The following is a 17,435-nucleotide window of genomic DNA, read 5'->3' as shown; positions in this document are numbered from 1 at the left end:
TCGGGGCGGCGGCGCCGCCCCGGCCACCCCTCTCGAGCCATGAAAGATACCCCGACCATGACAGACAGGCTCCTGCGCGGCCGCCTCCTGACCTTTCACCGCGCGCCGGCGGATCAAAACGACACCGACGCCTTCACCTATCATGAGGACGGTGCCATCCTAGTCCGCGAAGGGGTGATCGCCGCGTCGGGAACCTTCGACGCAGTCGCGCCGACCGCGCCCTGCGCCGATATCGTCGATCACCGGCCGCACCTGATGACGGCCGGCTTCATCGACGCGCATATCCATTTCCCACAGGCGCAGATCGTTGCCTCCTGGGGCGCGCAGCTTCTGGACTGGCTGAACGGCTATGTGTTTCCCGAAGAGGCGCGGTTTGGCGATGAGAGCCATGCGCAGGCGATCGCGACCCGGTTTTTCGACGTGCTGACCGAGCACGGCACGACCACCGCCGCGGCCTTCTGCTCCGTTCATGCCGCCTCCGCCGACGCCTATTTCGCCGAGGCCGAGCGCCGCAACATGCGCATGATCGGCGGCAAGGTGATGATGGACCGCAACGCGCCGGACACTCTGCGCGATACGCCGCAATCGGGCTATGACGACACCAAGGCGCTGATCGAGCGCTGGCATGGCAGGGGCCGTGCCGGCTATGCCATCTCACCGCGCTTCGCGATCACTTCGTCGCCGCAGCAGCTCGAAATGGCCGGTGCGCTCGCAACCGAACATCCCGATTGTCACATCCAGACGCACCTGTCGGAGAACCGCGAAGAGATCGCCTTCGCCGCCTCGCTTTATCCCGAAGCCTCGGACTATCTGAACATCTATGAGCGTTACGGCCTTCTGGGCGGCAAGATGCTGCTCGGCCACTGCATTCATCTTGAAGAGCGCGAGGTCCAATGCCTTGCCGAGACAGGCGCACATCCGGTCTTCTGCCCCACCTCCAACCTGTTCCTGGGGTCGGGCTGCTTCGATCACGCACGGCTGGACAAAGCAGGCATCCAAAGCGCCATCGCCACCGACATCGGCGCCGGTACCAGCTATTCGATGCTCCAGACGCTGAACGAGGGCTACAAGGTCCTCCAGCTCCAGTCGCAGAGCCTGCACGCCATGCGCGGCTTCCACTGGATGACGCGCGGCAATGCCGAAGTGCTCGGCCTCGCCGACAGGATCGGAACACTCGATGAAGGCACCGAGGCCGACATCGTCGTGCTCGACGCCCGCGCGACGCCCGCCATGGCGCTGCGCATGGATCGCGTCGAGACCCTGGCCGAGGAGCTTTTCGTTCTGCTCGTGATGGGCGATGACCGCGCAGTGGCACAGACATACATAGCGGGCGAACCGCACAAGGAGACCAGACGATGATGACGATCCGGCGCCTCGATTCGCGCGATGCCGACATCTTGATCGAGGGCGCTCAGGCGCGCGCCGAGACCATAGGCGTGCCCATGTGCATAGCCGTCACCGACGAAGCCGGACAGTTGATCGCCTTCCGGCGCATGGATGGCGGCAAGGTCACCTCGACGACGATCGCGATCGACAAGGCCTTCACGGCGGCCGGCGCCCGAAAGGCAACCCATGAATATGGGCAGGCGAGCCAGCCCGGCGCACCGGCCTACGGCATCGCCTCGGCGATCGGCGGCCGGCTGATGGTGGTCGGCGGCGGCCTGCCCGTCATGCTCGACGACGAACCCCTCGGCGGGATCGGCGTCAGTTCGGGAACACCGGACCAGGATCGCGATGTGGCGCAGGCGGGGCTCGATGCGTTCAACGCGCACCTCACGCGCCTTTCGTCCGGTTGACGAAATGGGTCCCGACGCACATGACGGACACGAGCGGCGCTGGCCGTACCGAAGCCCGGCATGTGCAGAACGGTGAAGATGCCTTGCAAGACCCTTTGAGCAGCAGTGAGACACATTCATGAGCGGCAATTACTTCGCGCCATCGGGCGGCCATCCGCCGCAAACGCAATTGCTGACCGATCGCGCCGTGTTCACCGAGGCCTATGCGGTCATTCCCAAGGGCACGATGCGCGACATCGTCACCAGCTTCCTGCCCTTCTGGGACAAGACGCGCCTGTGGGTGCTGTCGCGTCCGCTGACCGGCTTTGCCGAGACATTCTCGCAATACATCATGGAGGTCGCGCCCGGCGGCGGCTCCGACCGGCCGGAAACCGATCCGGGCGCCGAAGGCGTGATCTTCGTCGTCGAGGGCGAAGGCGCCATCACGATCGAGGACGCCACGCACGATCTGCGGCCGGGCAGCTATGTCTACATCCCGCCTGCGGCGAAGTGGACGCTGCGGAACCAGAGCGACGCGCTGTTCAAGTTCCACTGGATTCGCAAGGCATATGAGGCGGTGGACGGCCTGCCTCTGCCCGAGGCCATTATCGCCCATGAAGCCGATATCGTTCCGGCGCCGATGCCCGGTACCGATGGCAAGTGGACGACGACCCGGTTCGTCGATCCGGCCGATATGCGGCACGACATGCATGTCACCATCGTCACCTTCGAGCCCGGCGCCGTCATTCCGTTTGCCGAAACCCATGTCATGGAGCACGGGCTCTACGTGCTGGAGGGCAAGGCCGTCTACCGGCTCAATCAGGACTGGGTCGAGGTCGAGGCGGGCGACTATATGTGGCTGCGCGCCTTTTGCCCGCAGGCCTGCTACGCCGGCGGGCCGGGCCGGTTCCGCTATCTGCTCTACAAGGACGTCAACCGCCACATGGCGCTCAGGCCCGCATCGGCGACCGGCGCGGCGCCCTCGGCAGACTTCAGGAACGCGGCCGAATAGTCCCGCCGATCGCCATCGTCAGTTCCGCCGCCGCCGCGATCACCGGCGCGGCAAACCGCTCCACGTCGTCGGCGCCGATCCGGGCCGTCGGTCCTGATACGGACAGGCCGGCGACCGCTTCGCCGTGAATGTCGAACACCGGGGCCGCAATGCACCGCATGCCGGGATTTTTCTCCTCATCGTCAAAGGAATAGCCGCGCTCCCGTATCCGGCCGAGATCCGCACGCAGTTCATCGGGTGCCGACAGAGTCTTTGCCGTGAACGCTTCGAGCGCCCCGTCCAATATCGCTTCGAGGCGCTCGGGCGCCATTTCCGCGAGCAGCGCCTTGCCGATGCCGGACGCGTGAAGCGGCGACAGCGTGCCCGGCGGAAAGAACGCCCGGATGCTGGCGTGCGTCTCCACCTGGCTGACGAACAGCACCGACCGGTTTTGAACGATACCCAGATTGGCCGTTTCGCCCGTCGCTTCCATCAGCCGGCGCAGGATCGGCCGCGCCCTGTCGACCAGCTGCGTGCGTCGCAGAAAGCGCGCGCCTATGACGAACGCCCGCGCGCCCACATGCCATGACTGGTCGCCCGGATCGAATTCGGCAAGCCCCCGGCCCTCCAAGGTCACGAGCACGCGGTAGACGGTCGCCGGCGACTGCCCGGTTTCAGAGGCCAGTTCCGTCAGCGACAGGCCCTGGTTCTCGCTGAGAAACTCGAACACCTCCATTGCCCGGTCCAGCGACTTGATCGTGTTCTGGGCGGTCTTGTCGTTCCAGTCGCGCGGACGCCCCCGAGCCCGTCGCGATGGCGCTGACATCCCGCTATCCTGCGAATCCATGGCATGCCTCTTCCACGACGCGAATTATCACTTCACCATATGAAAAACATAACACTCTGACAACGCTAGAGATTTCCAGCTTCTCCATTTATGAAAAATATTTTCAAAAAAATTTCCTTCTCCCGAAGCATCCGGTAGATTGTCTGGACGCTGCAAGGAGGCCGCCATGAGCCTGCAAAATCCGGTTTTCATTCCGGGGCCTACAAACATCCCCGAAAGCCTGCGCAAGGCATGCGACATGCCGACGATCGACCACCGATCGCCGCTGTTCGGCGAGATTCTGAATCCCGCGCGCGATGGCGTCCGGAAGATCCTGAAGTCGGCCGACGCCGACATCTTCATCTTCCCATCGACGGGAACGGGCGGCTGGGAGACCGCTCTGACCAACACGCTCAGCCCCGGCGACACGGTGCTGGCGGCCCGCAACGGCATGTTCAGCCACCGCTGGATCGACATGTGCCAGCGCCACGGTCTCAAAGTCGAGATCGTCGAGACGGCCTGGGGCGAAGGCCTGCCCGCCGAGCGCTATGCCGACATCCTCAAGCGCGACAAGAGCCATTCCATCAAGGCGGTCCTTGCGACCCACAATGAGACCGCCACCGGCGTCCGCTCGGACATCGCCGCGGTCCGCCGGGCGCTCGACGATGCGGGACATCCCGCGATCCTGTTCGTCGATGGCGTCAGTTCGATCGCCTCGATGGACTTCCGGTTCGACGAATGGGGCGTCGATGTTGCCGTCGCCGGATCGCAGAAAGGCTTCATGCTGCCCGCCGGCCTCGCCATCGTCGGCTTCAGCGAAAAGGCCATGGCCGCCACCAAGACGGCCACCCTGCCGCGCACCTTCTTCGACGTCCATGACATGGCCCTGAGCTATGAGAAGAGCGCCTATCCCTATACGCCGGCCGTCGGCCTCCTGAACGGCCTGAACCAGGCCTGCGGCATGCTACTGGCCGAGGGTCTGGACAGCGTCTTTGCGCGCCATCACCGCATCGCCGAGGGCGTGCGCGCCGCTATTGCCGCCTGGGGGCTGAAGCTGTGCGCCGCGACGCCGGACGTCTATTCGGACACGGTCTCGGCGATCCGCACGCCGGAGGGTTTCAACGCGACCGACATCGTCACCCATGCCGCGCAGACCTACGGGGTCGCGTTCGGCGTCGGCCTTGGCGAGGTCGCCGGCGAGGTGTTCCGGATCGGCCATCTCGGCAGCCTGACCGACGTCATGACGCTGTCAGGCATTGCCACGGCCGAAATGTGCATGGCCGATCTGGGCCTCGACATTGAGCTTGGCTCGGGCGTTGCCGCCGCGCAGGACTATTATCGCGCCCACCCCCCCGTCACACGAAAGGCCGCCGCCTGATGAAGGACAATTCGATGCAGGTTCCAGCCTATGAAGACATGCTGGCCGCCCATGAGCGGATCAAGCCGCACATTCGCCGGACGCCGGTCCGGACATCGGACTATCTGAACGAGTTGACGGGCGCCGAACTGTTCTTCAAGTGCGAGAACTTCCAGGAGCCCGGCGCCTTCAAGGTGCGTGGCGCCACCAATGCCGTGTTCGGCCTTGACGACGAACAGGCCCAAAAGGGCGTCGCCACCCATTCGTCCGGCAACCATGCCTCGTGCCTGAGCTATGCGGCGATGCTGCGCGGCATTCCGTGTAACGTGGTCATGCCGCGCACGGCACCGCAGGCCAAGAAGGACACGGTGCGCCGCTATGGCGGCAAGATCACCGAATGCGAGCCGTCCACCACGTCGCGCGAGGAAACGTTCGCCACGGTGCAGGCACAAACCGGCGGCGATTTCGTGCATCCCTACAACGACCCGCGCGTGATCGCCGGCCAGGGCACCTGTTCGAAGGAATTCATGGAGCAGACCGACGGCCTCGATATCGTCGTTGCGCCGATCGGCGGCGGCGGCATGATCTCCGGCACCTGCCTGACGCTGTCGACGCTTGCGCCCGAAACGCAGATCATCGCGGCCGAACCCGAGCAGGCCGATGACGCCTATCGCAGCTTCAAGGCCGGCCACATCATCGCCGACGACGCACCCGTGACCATCGCCGACGGCCTCAAAGTGCCGCTCAAGGAACTGACCTGGCATTTCGTCTCCAACCATGTCTCGGACATACTGACGGCATCCGAGCAGGAGATCGTCGACGCCATGAAGATCACCTGGAAGCATCTGCGGATCGTCATGGAGCCCAGCTCAGCGGTGCCGCTCGCCACAATCCTGAAGAACCGCGACCGGTTCGCCGGCAAGCGGGTCGGCATCATCGTCACCGGCGGCAATGTCGATCTCGACACGCTGCCCTGGATCAATTGAAGGGAGAGACTGTCATGAACGCGCCTGTCAACATCAACGAGCTCGATGTGGGCTTCGACGTGCCCGCGGTTCCCGGCATGGATGAGGCCGACATCCAGACGCCGTGTCTCGTGCTCGACCTCGACGCCCTGGAACGCAACATCAGGAAGATGGGCGATTACGCCAAGGCGCATGGCATGCGCCATCGCGTGCACGGCAAGATGCACAAATCCGTCGACGTGGCCAAGCTGCAGGAAGAACTCGGCGGCGCCGTGGGCGTGTGCTGCCAGAAGGTCTCCGAAGCCGAAGTCTTCGCGCGCGGCGGCATCAAGGACGTGCTCGTCTCCAACCAGGTGCGTGATCCAAGGAAGATCGATCGTCTGGCGCAACTGCCCAAACTCGGCGCGCGGACCATTGTCTGCGTCGACGACATTGGCAATGTCGCCGATCTGTCGGCGGCGGCCCAAAAGCACGGCACGACCATCGAGTGTCTGGTCGAGATCGACTGCGGCGCCGGCCGCTGCGGCGTGACGACGACGCCGGAAGTGGTCGCGATCGCCAAGGCGATCGATGCCGCGCCGAACCTCAAATTCGCGGGCATCCAGGCCTATCAGGGCGCCATGCAGCACATTGACGGCTATGAGGACCGCAAGGCCAAGACCGACATCGCCATCGACATGGTCCGGGATGCGGTCGCCGGGCTGAAGACCGAGGGCCTTGAGTGCGACATCGTCGGCGGTGGCGGTACGGGATCGTACTATTTCGAGAGCAATTCGGGCGTCTACAACGAGTTGCAGTGCGGCTCCTACGCCTTCATGGACGCTGATTATGGCCGCATCCTCGACAAGGACGGCAAGCGCATCGACGATGGCGAATGGGAAAATGCGCTGTTCCTATTGACCTCGGTCATGAGTCACGCCAAGGCCGAAAAGGCGATCTGCGACGCCGGCCTGAAAGCGCAATCGGTCGATAGCGGACTGCCCTTCATCTACGGCCGCGACGATGTCGAATACGTCAAATGCTCCGATGAGCATGGCGTGATTTCGGACCCGGGCGGCGTTCTTGCGATCAACGAAAAGCTCAAGCTGGTCCCCGGCCATTGCGATCCGACCTGTAACGTCCATGACTGGTATGTCGGCGTCCGCAACGGCAAGGTCGAAGCGCTCTGGCCGGTCTCGGCACGCGGCAAGGCATACTGACCCCGAAAGACCAAAGCCCGGCCCGGAGGAGGGCCGGTTACAGCGCCCGTGTGCCCGCCGCGCAGCCGGCCAATGCACACGGGCGTATCCGACACCGACCAGGAGAGACCGATGCTGATCGTCCCCGAACGCGAAATCGCCGACCTGATGACGCGGCAGGCCGCCTTTGACGCCGTCGAAAAGGTCTTCGCCGCCATGGCGACGGGCGATGCCTACAATTTCCCTGTCGTGCGCGAGGCCATTGGCCATGTCGACGCGCTCTACGGTTTCAAGGGCGGTTTCGACCGTGCCGGCATGACGCTGGGCCTGAAGGCCGGCGGATACTGGCCGCAAAACCTCGAGCGCCACGGCATCATCAACCACCAGTCGACGGTGTTCCTGTTCGATCCCGATACGGGCCGCGTTTCGGCGATGGTCGGCGGCAATCTCCTGACCGCGTTGCGCACCGCTGCCGCCTCGTCCGTGTCGATCAAGCATCTCGCCCGCGACGATGCCAAGGTGATCGGCATGATCGGCGCCGGCCACCAGGCCACTTTCCAGCTTCGCGCCGCGCTTGAGCAGCGCGCCTTCGAAAAGGTCATTGGCTGGAACCTTCACCCCGAAATGCTGCCCAACATCGAAAAGGTCGCCGGTGAAGCCGGTCTGCCGTTCGAGGCGGTCGAACTGGACGGCATGGCGCAAGCCGACGTGATCATTTCAATCACCTCGTCCTTCGATGCGATCCTGAAGGCCGACCAGGTTTCCGCCGGCTGTCATCTGGCCTGCATGGGCACCGACACCAAGGGCAAACAGGAGGTCGAACCGCAGCTTCTGGCCCGCGCCAGCGTTTATACCGACGAGGTGGCGCAATCGGTTTCCATCGGAGAGGCACAGCACGCGGTCGCCGAGGGCCTGATATCGGAAAGCGATGTCGGCCAGATCGGCGCGGTGATCAACGGCACCGATCCGGGCCGTTCGTCCGACGACCAGATCACGCTGTTCGACGGCACCGGCGTCGGACTTCAGGACCTTGCCGTGGCCGCCGCCGTCGTGGAACTGGCGGTCGAAAAAGGCATCGCCATCGAGGTCGATTTCTAGGTCACGATCACACTGCTCATATCGCGCCTGCCGCGATCGCAAAAAAGAGAAGCGCTCCCCGGACTGTCCGGGGAGCGCCTGTCATTCGGGGTCGAGGCCCGCCGCCGGTTTGGCGGGACCTCGGGTCGGCGCCCTCAGCCGCCATCCCGGCGCAAAGAGCCCTGGCCGTTCCCGGACAGGCCCCCGGACACTTCCTCGGTTGCCTCGTCCGACAATTCCTCCGGCAGAACCAGGTTCAGGACGATTGCGATCGAGGCGGCCGGCAAGAGACCGGAGACCATCAGGACCCGCAGCCAGTCGGGCAGGTACTGCACGGCGCCCGGTTCGAGTTGAAGGCCAAGGCCGATCGACAGCGCCACGGCGAAGATCACCATGTTGCGCCGGTTCCAGGTCACGTCGGACAGCATCGAGATGCCGGCGGCCACGACCATGCCGAACATCACGATCACGCCGCCGCCCAGAACCTCGATCGGGATGGTGCGGATCAACCCGCCCACCTTCGGCACCAGCCCGCAGACAATCAGGAAAAGCGCGCCGAACGTCACGACATGGCGGCTCATCACCCCGGTCATCGCGATCAGGCCCACATTCTGGCTGAACGAGGTGTTCGGAAACCCGCCGAAGACGCCGGCGATGGCCGTGCCGAAACCGTCGGCATAGGTCGCGCCCTCGATTTCGCGGTCGGTCGCTTCGCGGCCCGCGCCGCCCTTGGTGATCCCCGAGACGTCGCCCACGGTCTCCACGGCCGAAACGAACGCCATCAGGCAAAAGCCGACGATCGCGGCAACCGAGAATTCGAACCCGTATTTGAACGGCTGCGGCAGGGCGAAGGCGGCCGCGCTCGACCAGGAACTGGAAATCGCCGCAAGGCTCAGCATGTCGGTGAAGACCAGCGCGTACACATAGCCGGCGATCAGGCCGATCAGGACGGCGGAAACCGACAGCATGCCGCGCGCGAAGAATTTCAGCGCCAGCGTCACCACGATGACGATCAGCGCAACGATCCAGTTGCCCAGGCTGCCATATTCCGGTGTGCCGATCGCCGGGACGCCGCCCGCGGCATATTGAATGCCGACGCGCACCAGCGCCAGGCCGATCATGGTGACGACGAGGCCGGTGACGAGCGGCGGCAGCGCAAAGCGGATCTTGCCGATGAACGCGCCGAGAAACGCGTGGAAAAGACCGCCGACAATCACCCCGGTGAAGAGCGCGGCCAAGGCATCGACGCCCTGCCCCGCGACCAGCGGGATCATGATCGGCAGAAAGGCAAACGAGGTGCCCTGAACGATCGGCAGCGCTGCGCCGACCGGACCGATGGTGATCGTCTGCAACAGCGTTGCGAGGCCGGCGAACAGCATCGACATCTGAATGAGATAGAGCAACTCCGGAAAGTCCGGGCTGTCGGAGCCGAAACCGAAGCCGGCAGCCCCCGCAACGATGATCGCCGGCGTCACATTGGAAACGAACATCGCCAGCACATGCTGGATTCCGAGCGGAACGGCTTGATACAGCGCCGGTGTGTAGTTGGGATCGCGGAGCTGCTCCGGGGTCCCGATCGTTGCGTCTGCCATTTTGGTCCTCTCCCTCCTCCAGACCAAGCGCCGCCGCTTGCCGCGCGGCTACCCGGCCAACACCCGATAGGGCGTTTCGAACCGGTGTTCCTCCAGATTGGAGCCCTCGCCGATCCTGTCGATGACAGCGAAGAGCCCGGGTTCGGCCAATGGCGTCAGCACGCCATGCCATGTGCCACGGTGAAAATTGATCCCCTGCCCGGGCGCCGTCAGGAAGGCACGTGGCCGTCCGGGCTTTCCCGCTTCGTCCGGCGCGACGATGACAAGGAACGGATCGAGGCTCATCGGCACGAATGCCTGGCTGCCGAGCGGATGCCGCTCCACCATGTCCAGCATCAGCGGCAGCGACCGCGGCTCGGCCTGAAACAGGCTGACGCCGGCGCGCCCGTCGGCGAAATCGAGCCGGGCACGGTCATGAAAGCGGCCGCAGAGCCCCTGATTGATCATCCGGTCGGGCGCACCCTCGGTGTCCAACACGTCGCCGAAGGGCGCAAAGGCGGCCCTGGAGAGCGGCTCGACCCTGATCGCGCGAGTCATGCCGCGAACCTGTCCTTCAAACGCAGTTCGGCGATCCGCTCAACCTGGCGGCAGGCCTCGGCGAGTTCCGTTCGGCGGTCATTGCTGATCCGGCGGCGGAATGCGTCCATGATCGATGCCTTGCTGTTGTCCCGCACCGCGATGATGAACGGAAAGCCGAACCTGGCCGTATAGGCGTCGTTGAGTTCGGTGAATGTAGCGCGCTCCGCGTCGGTCAGGCAATCGAGCCCGACCGAAGCCTGCTCGGCCGTCGATTCGGTGGTCAATCGCCTGGCCTGTGCCAGTTTGCCGGCGAGGTCGGGATGTGCGGTCAGGACACCGAGACGGGCGTCCTCTGGCGCCGAGCGGAAAATGCGCGCCAGCGCCGCGTGAACGCCAGCGGCAGTGTCGTGCGTGGGGCCGAGTTCAAGCGCGTGCGCGGCTTCGGCGATCCATGGCGAATGCTCGAAGACCCCGCCGAATTCGGAAACGAATGTGTCGCGATCCATGTCCGACGGACGAACCCGCGCAACCGGCGGATGGGTTCTGGCCCAGTGCTCGGCGATCTGCAGCCGCGTTGCGAACCACACACCGTCATGGCTGCGGAAATGGGCGAGCGCCCGCTGAAGGGCGGCGGCACGGCTGGGCCGCCCGATCAGTCGGCAATGCAGGCCGATCGACAGCATTTTGGGTGCACCCGCCCGGCCTTCTTCATACAGCGTGTCGAACGCGTCCTTCAGCATCGTCTCGAAATCGGCGCCCGTGGCGAAGCCCGCCTGGATCGCAAAGCGCATATCGTTGCAGTCCATCGTGTAGGGCACGATCAGCTGGTCTTTCTCGCCAACGCGAACCCAATATGGAAGATCGTCGGCATAACTGTCTGCGATGTAGGCGAAACCGCCCTTCTCCGAGACGAGTTCGACCGTGTTGGCGGAGCAGCGGCCCGTATACCAGCCGCGCGGCGGCGTACCGGTCACCTCGGTATGAAGGCGGATCGCCTCGCCGATCTGCGCGCGCTCCTCGTCGGCCGGCATGTCCCTGTGCTCGACCCATTTGAGCCCGTGGCTGGCAATCTCCCAGCCCGCCTCCTTCATCGCCGCAACCTGCTCGGGCGCGCGGGCCAGCGCGCTGGCCACGCCGAAGACGGTCACCGGCACATCCTTCAGCAGTCGATGGACCCGCCAGAACCCGGCGCGGGCGCCATATTCATAGAGCGATTCCATGTTCCAGTGCCGCTGGCCGGGCCAGGGCTCGGCGCCCGTGATCTCCGACAGGAACGCCTCGGACGCCGGATCGCCATGCAGGACGCAGTTCTCGCCGCCCTCTTCATAATTGAGCACGATCTGCACGGCGATCCTTGCGCCGTTCGGCCAGTTGGCCGCTGGCGGCATCGCGCCGTAACCGGTCATGTCACGCGGATAACGTCGCATGATGGGCCCTCCCAAGCGATGCAACCATACAGCAAGACAATCGCCCGATTATTCAAATAAATCTTGAAACTGCCTCTGCCCGGCGGCGCGTTACGGCAGGCCATCCGCCGACGCTATAAGGCGCCTTGTTCGCGGAGGACCGATCATGGCCGGATTTCTGACAACCCATGTGCTGGACACTGCGCGCGGCTGCCCGGCGCAAGGGCTGCGCATCGATCTCTACAGGATCGACGGCGAGACGCGCACCCATCTGAAAACGCTGGTGACGAACGATGACGGGCGCACGGACGAACAGATCCTGCCCGAAAACGCGTTCGCGACCGGCGTTTACGAGCTGGTCTTCCACGCCGGCGCCTATCTCGATGCGGCCGGCACGCCGCCGGAAGAGCCGCGCTTTCTCGATGTCGTGCCGCTGCGCTTCGGCATGTCGGACGCCGCGCACTATCATGTGCCGCTGCTGCTTTCGCCGTTCGGCTACTCCACCTATCGCGGAAGCTGAGCTACCGGACCGACGCGCCGATCCGCTCGATCATGAATTCCATGAACAGCCGCGTCTTGGGGTCCTGCCGGCGGCGGTGGGTGAAAAGACACGCCATCTGGATCGGTTCGGGCGGCGTTTCGGTGGCGACCGGCACCAGCCGCCCGTCCCTGAGATGGTCCGCCACCTCGAAGATCGGCTTGAGTGCGATCCCATGGCCGGCCAGCGCCCAGTCGGTCAGCACGTCGCCATCGTCGGACTCGTAGCGCCCGGCGACGCGGAACCGCTTCACCCCGTCCGGCGTCACCAGTGGCCACTGGAATTCCGTTGCGCCCGGAAAACGAAGATTGAGGCACTCATGGCCATCGGCAACGAGTTGGTCGCCGCGCGCCGGCAGCCCTCGCGCCGCGATGTAGTCCGGTGACGCGCACAGCACGCGCTCCACATCGGCGATCTTGCGGATGCGCAGATTGCTGTCCTCCGGCTGGCCGAGGAAGAAGGCCAGATCCAGCCCTTCCGTCGTCAGGTCGACCTTTCGGTCGGTCAGGCGCAGACGGACGCTGACCTCCGGATAGGCTTTCAGGAACTCGGGCACCCGCGGCGCGATCAGCCGCCGCCCGACACCGAGCGGCGCGGCGACGAACAGCGATCCCTTGGGATTGTCCGTTATCGAGACAACCTGCGCCTCGGCGCTCTCCACCGCCTCCAAAATCGCACAAGCACCGCCGTAAAACGCCCTGCCCTGCTCGGTCGGGGTCAGGCTGCGCGTTGTGCGCTGGAACAGGCGGACGCTCAGATGGTCCTCGAGCTGCGATATGCGCGACGAAGTGACGGCCGGCGAAATCCGCAGATCCCGCCCCGCTGCCGACATGCTGCCCAATTCATAGACACGCACGAAGGTCCGGATTGTGTCGAGATAGGACATTGTTCGGCAATTTTTGATGCAGCTTGGATTTTGCCATCGATACCAGAACAATGCCGTTCCGCATAGTCTGCCGCCGTTTCGGGCTTGCGGGAGGCATGCAATGTACGACTTCGCCGTCATGTGGGAATGGGTGGGCTTCGCCGTGCGCTGGCTGCACGTCATCACGGCGATCGCGTGGATCGGCTCGTCCTTCTATTTCATCGCGCTCGATCTGGGCCTGCGCAAGGCGCCGCACCTGCCCCGGGGCGCCCATGGCGAGGAATGGCAGGTCCATGGCGGCGGTTTCTACCACATCCAGAAATATCTGGTCGCGCCCGAACAGATGCCCGACCATCTGACCTGGTTCAAATGGGAGAGCTATGCGACCTGGCTGTCCGGCGCGGCGCTGCTGATGATCATCTACTGGGTCGGCGGAGAGCTTTACCTTCTCGATCCGACCAGGGCCGAACTGTCGCTGTGGCAGGGCATCGCCATTTCCGCCGCCTCGATCGGCATCGGCTGGCTGCTCTACGACCAGCTCTGCAAGTCCAAACTGGGCGACTATCCGACCGCGATGATGCTGGTTTTGTTCGTCATCATCGTGGCGATGAGCTGGGGGCTGAACCAGGTCTTCACCGGCCGCGCCGCGCTTCTGCATCTGGGCGCCTTCACCGCGACCATCATGACCGCCAATGTCTTCTTCATCATCATGCCGAACCAGCACATCGTGGTGAACGATTTGAAGGAAGGCCGCACGCCGGACCCCAAATACGGCAAGATCGCCAAGCTGCGCTCGACCCACAACAACTATCTGACCCTGCCGGTCATCTTCCTGATGCTCTCCAATCATTATCCGCTGGCCTTCGCCACCGATTTTGCATGGATCATCGCGAGCCTGGTCTTCCTGATGGGCGTGCTGATCCGGCACTTCTTCAACACGATGCACGCCCGGCAGGGTCATCCGCACTGGACGCTTGCCGCCTCGCTGATCCTGTTCGTGATCATCGCCTGGCTGTCGACCGCGCCGATGCTCGACACATGGGAGGAGGCCGAAGCGCGCGCCCTGACGCCCCATGAACAACAGTTCGCCGATGCCGAAGGCTTCCGGAACGCCTATGACATCGTGCTCGGCAATTGCGCCATGTGCCACGCACGCGAGCCGGTCTGGCAGGGCATTTTGTGGCCGCCCAAGGGTGTGGTCCTTGAAACCGAGGCCGATGTCGCCCGCCACGCGCAGCAGGTCTTTCTTCAGGCCGGCGTCACCCACGCCATGCCGCCGCCAAACGCCATTGCGACGATGGACGACGAAAGCCGCGCCGCGCTGGCGGCATGGTATCGCAACGCCACCGCCGGCGACAGGTAACCGGCACGCACTGCCGCTCAGCGGCATTGCCCACTCGATCTGGCGCGCAACTTGCGCTAGCAATCTGGACCGACAAAGGGCCAGGGCGTTGAGCGGAACCGAGCACATCGAAAAACTGATCGCCGCCATCGCCCTGCGCGACCGCAAGGCGCTGACGCACCTCTACGCTCTGACGTCGGCGAAACTGTTCGGGGTCTGCCTTCGTGTCTTGAAAGACAGACAGGATGCCGAGGATGCGCTGCAGGAAGCCTACATCAAGATATGGAACGGCGCCGGCCGCTACGGCGCCGGAGGCTACAGTCCCATGTCGTGGCTGATCGCGATCGCGCGCAACACCGCCATCGACAAGGTGCGCGCCCGGCGGCCCGACCCTGTCGACATTGACGAGGCGGTAGACCTTTCGGACGACGCGCCGGGTCCGGAAGCGACAGCCATCGCAGCCTCCGAGGGCCGGCGGATCGATCTGTGTCTCGACGAGTTGGATGCGCGCCGCGCCGATGCGGTACGCGCCGCCTATGTCGAGGGATATTCCTATCAGGAACTGGCCGACCGCCACGCTGTGCCGCTCAACACGATGCGGACCTGGCTGCGCCGGAGCCTTGCCAGACTCAAGGAGTGCCTTGAGCGATGAGCGCCAACGAAACCGCCCGTCCCGACGATGCAACCGTCGCCGAATATGTGCTGGGTACGCTGCCCCATGCCGAGCGCGTCGCGTTCGAGAAGCTGTTGCGCGACGATGCGGCGCTGCGCCGCGATGTCGCCGACTGGAGCAACCGTCTTGCCCCACTGGCCGACGAGATCGAAGCGATCGAGCCGCCGGCGGCCGTTCTCGCCAACATCGAGGCGGCGCTGTTCGAACCGGCTGCCGGCCCCGCTCCCTTCTGGCAGCGGCTCGGCGTCTGGCGCGGGCTTGCCGTCGCTTCGCTCGCCGGCATGATCGTCTTTGCCGGCCTTTATGCGCAAACGCTGCAGCCGGACGATCCGGCAACCCGCCTGATCGCCACCGTCTCGGGCGCCCAGAGCGACGTGCGACTGGCGGCGCTTTACGAGCCGGAGACGCGCACCTTGCGGTTGAACCGGCGCGCCGGCACGCCCGAACCGGACCGGGCATTCGAACTCTGGCTGATCGCCGGCGATGCGGCGCCCGTTTCGCTCGGCGTGCTGCCGCAGAGCGCCGCCTTCCTCGTCGACGTGCCGGAAGCGCTGGCCGGCCGCATCGGCGATGGCGCGGTCCTGGCCGTCAGCGACGAGCCGGGCGGCGGCTCGCCGACAGGACAGCCCACCGGGGCGGTGCTCGCGACCGGCGAGATCACCGCACTCTGACCGGCCGATCGTGCGGTGCATTTTTTTGCCCGACCCTGAAACTTTCTCCCCGGCATCCTCGTGACTGCTGTCACCCCGCCCGCAACGGGCCGGGAAAACGAGGAGATCATCCATGCCCATCAAACGCACGCTCACCGCCATCGCCGCCGCAACTGCGCTCACTGTCGCCGCCGGCGCCGCCTTTGCCGAAAACCCCATGGTCGGCGGTGCCGCCATGTACGATGACAAGAACATCATCGAGAACGCGGTCAACTCCGCTGACCACACGACGCTGGTTGCGGCCGTCAAGGCCGCAGGTCTCGTCGACACGCTGCAGGGCGATGGCCCGTTCACGGTCTTTGCGCCGACCAACGCGGCATTCGATGCGCTGCCCGAGGGCACGGTCGAAAGCCTGCTCCAGCCGGAAAACAAGGATCAGCTCACCAAGATCCTGACCTGCCATGTGCTGGGCGCCGAAGCCATGTCGGACGCCATCTCGCAGATGGTGATGGACGATGGCGGCATGCACCCGGTGACGACCGTCGGCGGCTGTGAGTTCACCGTCATGACCGAGGGCGACGCCATCATGATCAAGGACGGCCAGGGCCGTGTCGCCACCGTCACGATCGCCGATGTCGACCAGTCCAACGGCGTCATCCACGTCATCGACACGGTGCTGCTGCCCGCATCGTAAGACAACGCATCGGCGCGGGCGCCCGTCCGGGCGCCCGCCACCACGAACGGGAGGCACACATGAACCGTCGAATCTTCCTACTGTCCGGCGCGGCCGCTCTTGGCGCCGCCGGCACGATCTACGGCACGTGGCAGCTGCTCGATTCCGGCCGCCGGAACATCACCGGCAACGCCCGCGCGGGCGCTTTCGAGATCACCCGGACGGAGGCGCAATGGCGCGCCATGCTCACCGAGGCGCAATTCGCGGTCCTGCGGCAGGAAGCCACCGAACAGCCCGGGTCCAGCCCGCTCAACGATGAAAAGCGCGCCGGCATCTATCATTGCGCCGGATGCGACCTGCCGGTCTATGCATCGGACGCCAAGTTCGACAGCGGCACCGGCTGGCCGAGCTTCACCGAGGCACTGCCGGACGCCGTCCGCACGAAACCGGACAATTCCCTGTTCGCGACCCGCACCGAGGTCCATTGCCGGCGCTGCGGCGGCCATTTCGGCCACATTTTCGACGACGGTCCCGAGCCGACCGGCAAGCGCCATTGCCTGAACGGCCTGGCGCTGACGTTCCGGCCCGACAATGCCGATGCCTGACGGCGCTGCGGGCCGCGAGCGGACCGTTTTCCGTCTCGCCGTCTTCGTGCTGGCTTTCGTGCCGGTTTCGGCGGGCCTTGCCGGCACCCTTTTGGGCGCGGGGCTTCCGGGCCTTGAGGCGGCGACCGAAGCGGTCAATCTGGACAGCCATATTCGTTACCTGTCCGGGCTACTGCTCGGCATCGGACTTGGGTTCTGGAGCACGGTCATGCGTCCGGCGATCAGGCTCGACCGCTTCCGCCTCCTTGCCGTGATCGTCATCGCCGGCGGCGCCGCGCGGCTCTTGTCTCTGCTGCTCGCCGGCTGGCCGGATGCGCCTCACGTCGCCGCCTTGGCCATGGAACTGGTGGTCACGCCGGCGCTGCTCGCCTGGAGCATGCGCCTGTGAAGGCAGCCGTCCGGC

At 65.0% G+C, this 17,435-nt stretch carries 19 protein-coding genes; 14 read left to right on the top strand and 5 right to left on the bottom strand.

Annotated elements, in window-relative coordinates:
• The first annotated feature begins 57 nt into the window (after positions 1-57).
• The 3 genes from guaD (at position 58) to DEM25_RS17220 (ending at position 2,787) form a co-directional block, all read left to right on the top strand.
• Entirely contained in the window at positions 58-1,359 is a 1,302-nt protein-coding gene (guaD, locus tag DEM25_RS17230) for a guanine deaminase (RefSeq protein WP_109767715.1), read from the top strand.
• Positions 1,359-1,796 (top strand): GlcG/HbpS family heme-binding protein, encoded by a 438-nt coding sequence (locus DEM25_RS17225; RefSeq protein ID WP_342633492.1) that lies wholly within the window; start codon positions 1,359-1,361, stop codon positions 1,794-1,796. The genes guaD and DEM25_RS17225 overlap by 1 nt, the downstream gene beginning before the upstream one ends.
• 118 nt (positions 1,797-1,914) lie before the next feature.
• Positions 1,915-2,787 (top strand): bifunctional allantoicase/(S)-ureidoglycine aminohydrolase, encoded by an 873-nt coding sequence (locus DEM25_RS17220; protein WP_109767622.1) that lies wholly within the window; start codon positions 1,915-1,917, stop codon positions 2,785-2,787.
• Here the strand turns inward: DEM25_RS17220 and bhcR are convergent.
• Positions 2,768-3,592, bottom strand: coding sequence for an HTH-type transcriptional regulator BhcR (gene bhcR / locus DEM25_RS17215; protein ID WP_196780433.1), 825 nt, complete (start codon positions 3,590-3,592; stop codon positions 2,768-2,770). The two genes, DEM25_RS17220 and bhcR, sit on opposite strands and share 20 nt — an antisense overlap.
• Before the next feature lie 187 nt (positions 3,593-3,779).
• On the opposite strand from bhcR, the gene bhcA reads away from it, so the two are divergent.
• The 4 genes from bhcA (at position 3,780) to bhcD (ending at position 8,190) form a co-directional block, all read left to right on the top strand.
• Complete coding sequence (gene bhcA, locus DEM25_RS17210) at positions 3,780-4,970, top strand: L-aspartate--glyoxylate aminotransferase BhcA (protein ID WP_109767624.1); 1,191 nt, start codon at positions 3,780-3,782, stop codon at positions 4,968-4,970.
• Positions 4,971-4,984: 14 nt separating this feature from the next.
• Positions 4,985-5,935, top strand: a complete 951-nt coding sequence (gene bhcB, locus DEM25_RS17205) for a beta-hydroxyaspartate dehydratase BhcB (RefSeq protein ID WP_196780445.1) — start codon at positions 4,985-4,987, stop codon at positions 5,933-5,935.
• Between the two features lie 14 nt (positions 5,936-5,949).
• Positions 5,950-7,113 carry a 3-hydroxy-D-aspartate aldolase BhcC gene (gene bhcC, locus DEM25_RS17200; protein ID WP_109767626.1) on the top strand — a complete coding sequence of 388 codons (1,164 nt, stop codon included), beginning with the start codon at positions 5,950-5,952 and terminating at the stop codon, positions 7,111-7,113.
• A 111-nt stretch (positions 7,114-7,224) separates the two neighbouring features.
• Positions 7,225-8,190, top strand: a complete 966-nt coding sequence (gene bhcD / locus DEM25_RS17195) for an iminosuccinate reductase BhcD (RefSeq protein WP_109767716.1) — start codon at positions 7,225-7,227, stop codon at positions 8,188-8,190.
• Between the two features lie 134 nt (positions 8,191-8,324).
• Here bhcD and DEM25_RS17190 read toward each other — a convergent pair whose 3' ends face one another.
• Genes DEM25_RS17190 through puuE form a run of 3 tightly spaced genes read right to left on the bottom strand, consistent with a single transcriptional unit; the run spans position 8,325 to position 11,707 of the window.
• Entirely contained in the window at positions 8,325-9,761 is a 1,437-nt protein-coding gene (locus DEM25_RS17190; protein WP_109767627.1) for a uracil-xanthine permease family protein, read from the bottom strand.
• Positions 9,762-9,809: 48 nt separating this feature from the next.
• On the bottom strand, positions 9,810-10,298 hold the full coding sequence (locus DEM25_RS17185) for an ureidoglycolate lyase (protein WP_109767628.1): 489 nt from the start codon (positions 10,296-10,298) through the stop codon (positions 9,810-9,812).
• Positions 10,295-11,707 (bottom strand): allantoinase PuuE, encoded by a 1,413-nt coding sequence (gene puuE / locus DEM25_RS17180; protein ID WP_109767629.1) that lies wholly within the window; start codon positions 11,705-11,707, stop codon positions 10,295-10,297. Before puuE ends, DEM25_RS17185 begins: the two co-directional genes overlap by 4 nt.
• A gap of 145 nt (positions 11,708-11,852) precedes the next feature.
• Between puuE and uraH the strand changes: the two genes are divergently transcribed.
• Positions 11,853-12,206, top strand: coding sequence for a hydroxyisourate hydrolase (gene uraH, locus DEM25_RS17175; RefSeq protein ID WP_109767630.1), 354 nt, complete (start codon positions 11,853-11,855; stop codon positions 12,204-12,206).
• Position 12,207: 1 nt separating this feature from the next.
• Here the strand turns inward: uraH and DEM25_RS17170 are convergent, their stop codons facing one another.
• Positions 12,208-13,110: a LysR family transcriptional regulator gene (locus tag DEM25_RS17170; protein WP_109767631.1), complete on the bottom strand. Its 903-nt coding sequence runs from the start codon at positions 13,108-13,110 to the stop codon at positions 12,208-12,210.
• A gap of 100 nt (positions 13,111-13,210) precedes the next feature.
• Between DEM25_RS17170 and DEM25_RS17165 the strand changes: the two genes are divergently transcribed.
• The 6 genes from DEM25_RS17165 to DEM25_RS17140 all read left to right on the top strand — a co-directional run bounded on the left by DEM25_RS17165 (position 13,211) and on the right by DEM25_RS17140 (position 17,420).
• Positions 13,211-14,452 carry a urate hydroxylase PuuD gene (locus DEM25_RS17165; RefSeq protein ID WP_109767632.1) on the top strand — a complete coding sequence of 414 codons (1,242 nt, stop codon included), beginning with the start codon at positions 13,211-13,213 and terminating at the stop codon, positions 14,450-14,452.
• An 88-nt stretch (positions 14,453-14,540) separates the two neighbouring features.
• Positions 14,541-15,083, top strand: coding sequence for a sigma-70 family RNA polymerase sigma factor (locus tag DEM25_RS17160; RefSeq protein ID WP_109767633.1), 543 nt, complete (start codon positions 14,541-14,543; stop codon positions 15,081-15,083).
• A complete protein-coding gene (locus DEM25_RS17155; RefSeq protein ID WP_109767634.1) occupies positions 15,080-15,775 on the top strand; it encodes an anti-sigma factor in 696 nt (231 codons plus the stop codon). Before DEM25_RS17160 ends, DEM25_RS17155 begins: the two co-directional genes overlap by 4 nt.
• Before the next feature lie 112 nt (positions 15,776-15,887).
• Entirely contained in the window at positions 15,888-16,448 is a 561-nt protein-coding gene (locus DEM25_RS17150) for a fasciclin domain-containing protein (protein WP_109767635.1), read from the top strand.
• Between the two features lie 59 nt (positions 16,449-16,507).
• The gene (gene msrB / locus DEM25_RS17145; RefSeq protein WP_109767636.1) at positions 16,508-17,032 is read left to right on the top strand and encodes a peptide-methionine (R)-S-oxide reductase MsrB; all 525 of its coding nucleotides are present in this window, start codon (positions 16,508-16,510) and stop codon (positions 17,030-17,032) included.
• Positions 17,025-17,420 (top strand): DUF4345 domain-containing protein, encoded by a 396-nt coding sequence (locus DEM25_RS17140; RefSeq protein WP_109767717.1) that lies wholly within the window; start codon positions 17,025-17,027, stop codon positions 17,418-17,420. Before msrB ends, DEM25_RS17140 begins: the two co-directional genes overlap by 8 nt.
• Positions 17,421-17,435: the final 15 nt, after the last annotated feature.

Source organism: Oceaniradius stylonematis (assembly GCF_003149475.2).
GTDB classification, from domain to species: Bacteria; Pseudomonadota; Alphaproteobacteria; order Rhizobiales; family Rhizobiaceae; genus Roseitalea; species Roseitalea stylonematis.
This window is presented reverse-complemented; position numbering and strand designations above follow the sequence as displayed.

Bases quoted from the DNA above. Each gene is read 5' to 3' on its own strand.
- guaD (WP_109767715.1), top strand. From the start codon at position 58: ATGACAGACAGGCTCCTGCGCGGCCGCCTCCTGACCTTTCACCGCGCG.
- DEM25_RS17225 (WP_342633492.1), top strand. From the start codon at position 1,359: ATGACGATCCGGCGCCTCGATTCGCGCGATGCCGACATCTTGATCGAG.
- DEM25_RS17220 (WP_109767622.1), top strand. From the start codon at position 1,915: ATGAGCGGCAATTACTTCGCGCCATCGGGCGGCCATCCGCCGCAAACG.
- bhcR (WP_196780433.1), bottom strand. From the start codon at position 3,592: ATGTCAGCGCCATCGCGACGGGCTCGGGGGCGTCCGCGCGACTGGAAC.
- bhcA (WP_109767624.1), top strand. From the start codon at position 3,780: ATGAGCCTGCAAAATCCGGTTTTCATTCCGGGGCCTACAAACATCCCC.
- bhcB (WP_196780445.1), top strand. From the start codon at position 4,985: ATGCAGGTTCCAGCCTATGAAGACATGCTGGCCGCCCATGAGCGGATC.
- bhcC (WP_109767626.1), top strand. From the start codon at position 5,950: ATGAACGCGCCTGTCAACATCAACGAGCTCGATGTGGGCTTCGACGTG.
- bhcD (WP_109767716.1), top strand. From the start codon at position 7,225: ATGCTGATCGTCCCCGAACGCGAAATCGCCGACCTGATGACGCGGCAG.
- DEM25_RS17190 (WP_109767627.1), bottom strand. From the start codon at position 9,761: ATGGCAGACGCAACGATCGGGACCCCGGAGCAGCTCCGCGATCCCAAC.
- DEM25_RS17185 (WP_109767628.1), bottom strand. From the start codon at position 10,298: ATGACTCGCGCGATCAGGGTCGAGCCGCTCTCCAGGGCCGCCTTTGCG.
- puuE (WP_109767629.1), bottom strand. From the start codon at position 11,707: ATGCGACGTTATCCGCGTGACATGACCGGTTACGGCGCGATGCCGCCA.
- uraH (WP_109767630.1), top strand. From the start codon at position 11,853: ATGGCCGGATTTCTGACAACCCATGTGCTGGACACTGCGCGCGGCTGC.
- DEM25_RS17170 (WP_109767631.1), bottom strand. From the start codon at position 13,110: ATGTCCTATCTCGACACAATCCGGACCTTCGTGCGTGTCTATGAATTG.
- DEM25_RS17165 (WP_109767632.1), top strand. From the start codon at position 13,211: ATGTACGACTTCGCCGTCATGTGGGAATGGGTGGGCTTCGCCGTGCGC.
- DEM25_RS17155 (WP_109767634.1), top strand. From the start codon at position 15,080: ATGAGCGCCAACGAAACCGCCCGTCCCGACGATGCAACCGTCGCCGAA.
- DEM25_RS17150 (WP_109767635.1), top strand. From the start codon at position 15,888: ATGCCCATCAAACGCACGCTCACCGCCATCGCCGCCGCAACTGCGCTC.
- msrB (WP_109767636.1), top strand. From the start codon at position 16,508: ATGAACCGTCGAATCTTCCTACTGTCCGGCGCGGCCGCTCTTGGCGCC.
- DEM25_RS17140 (WP_109767717.1), top strand. From the start codon at position 17,025: ATGCCTGACGGCGCTGCGGGCCGCGAGCGGACCGTTTTCCGTCTCGCC.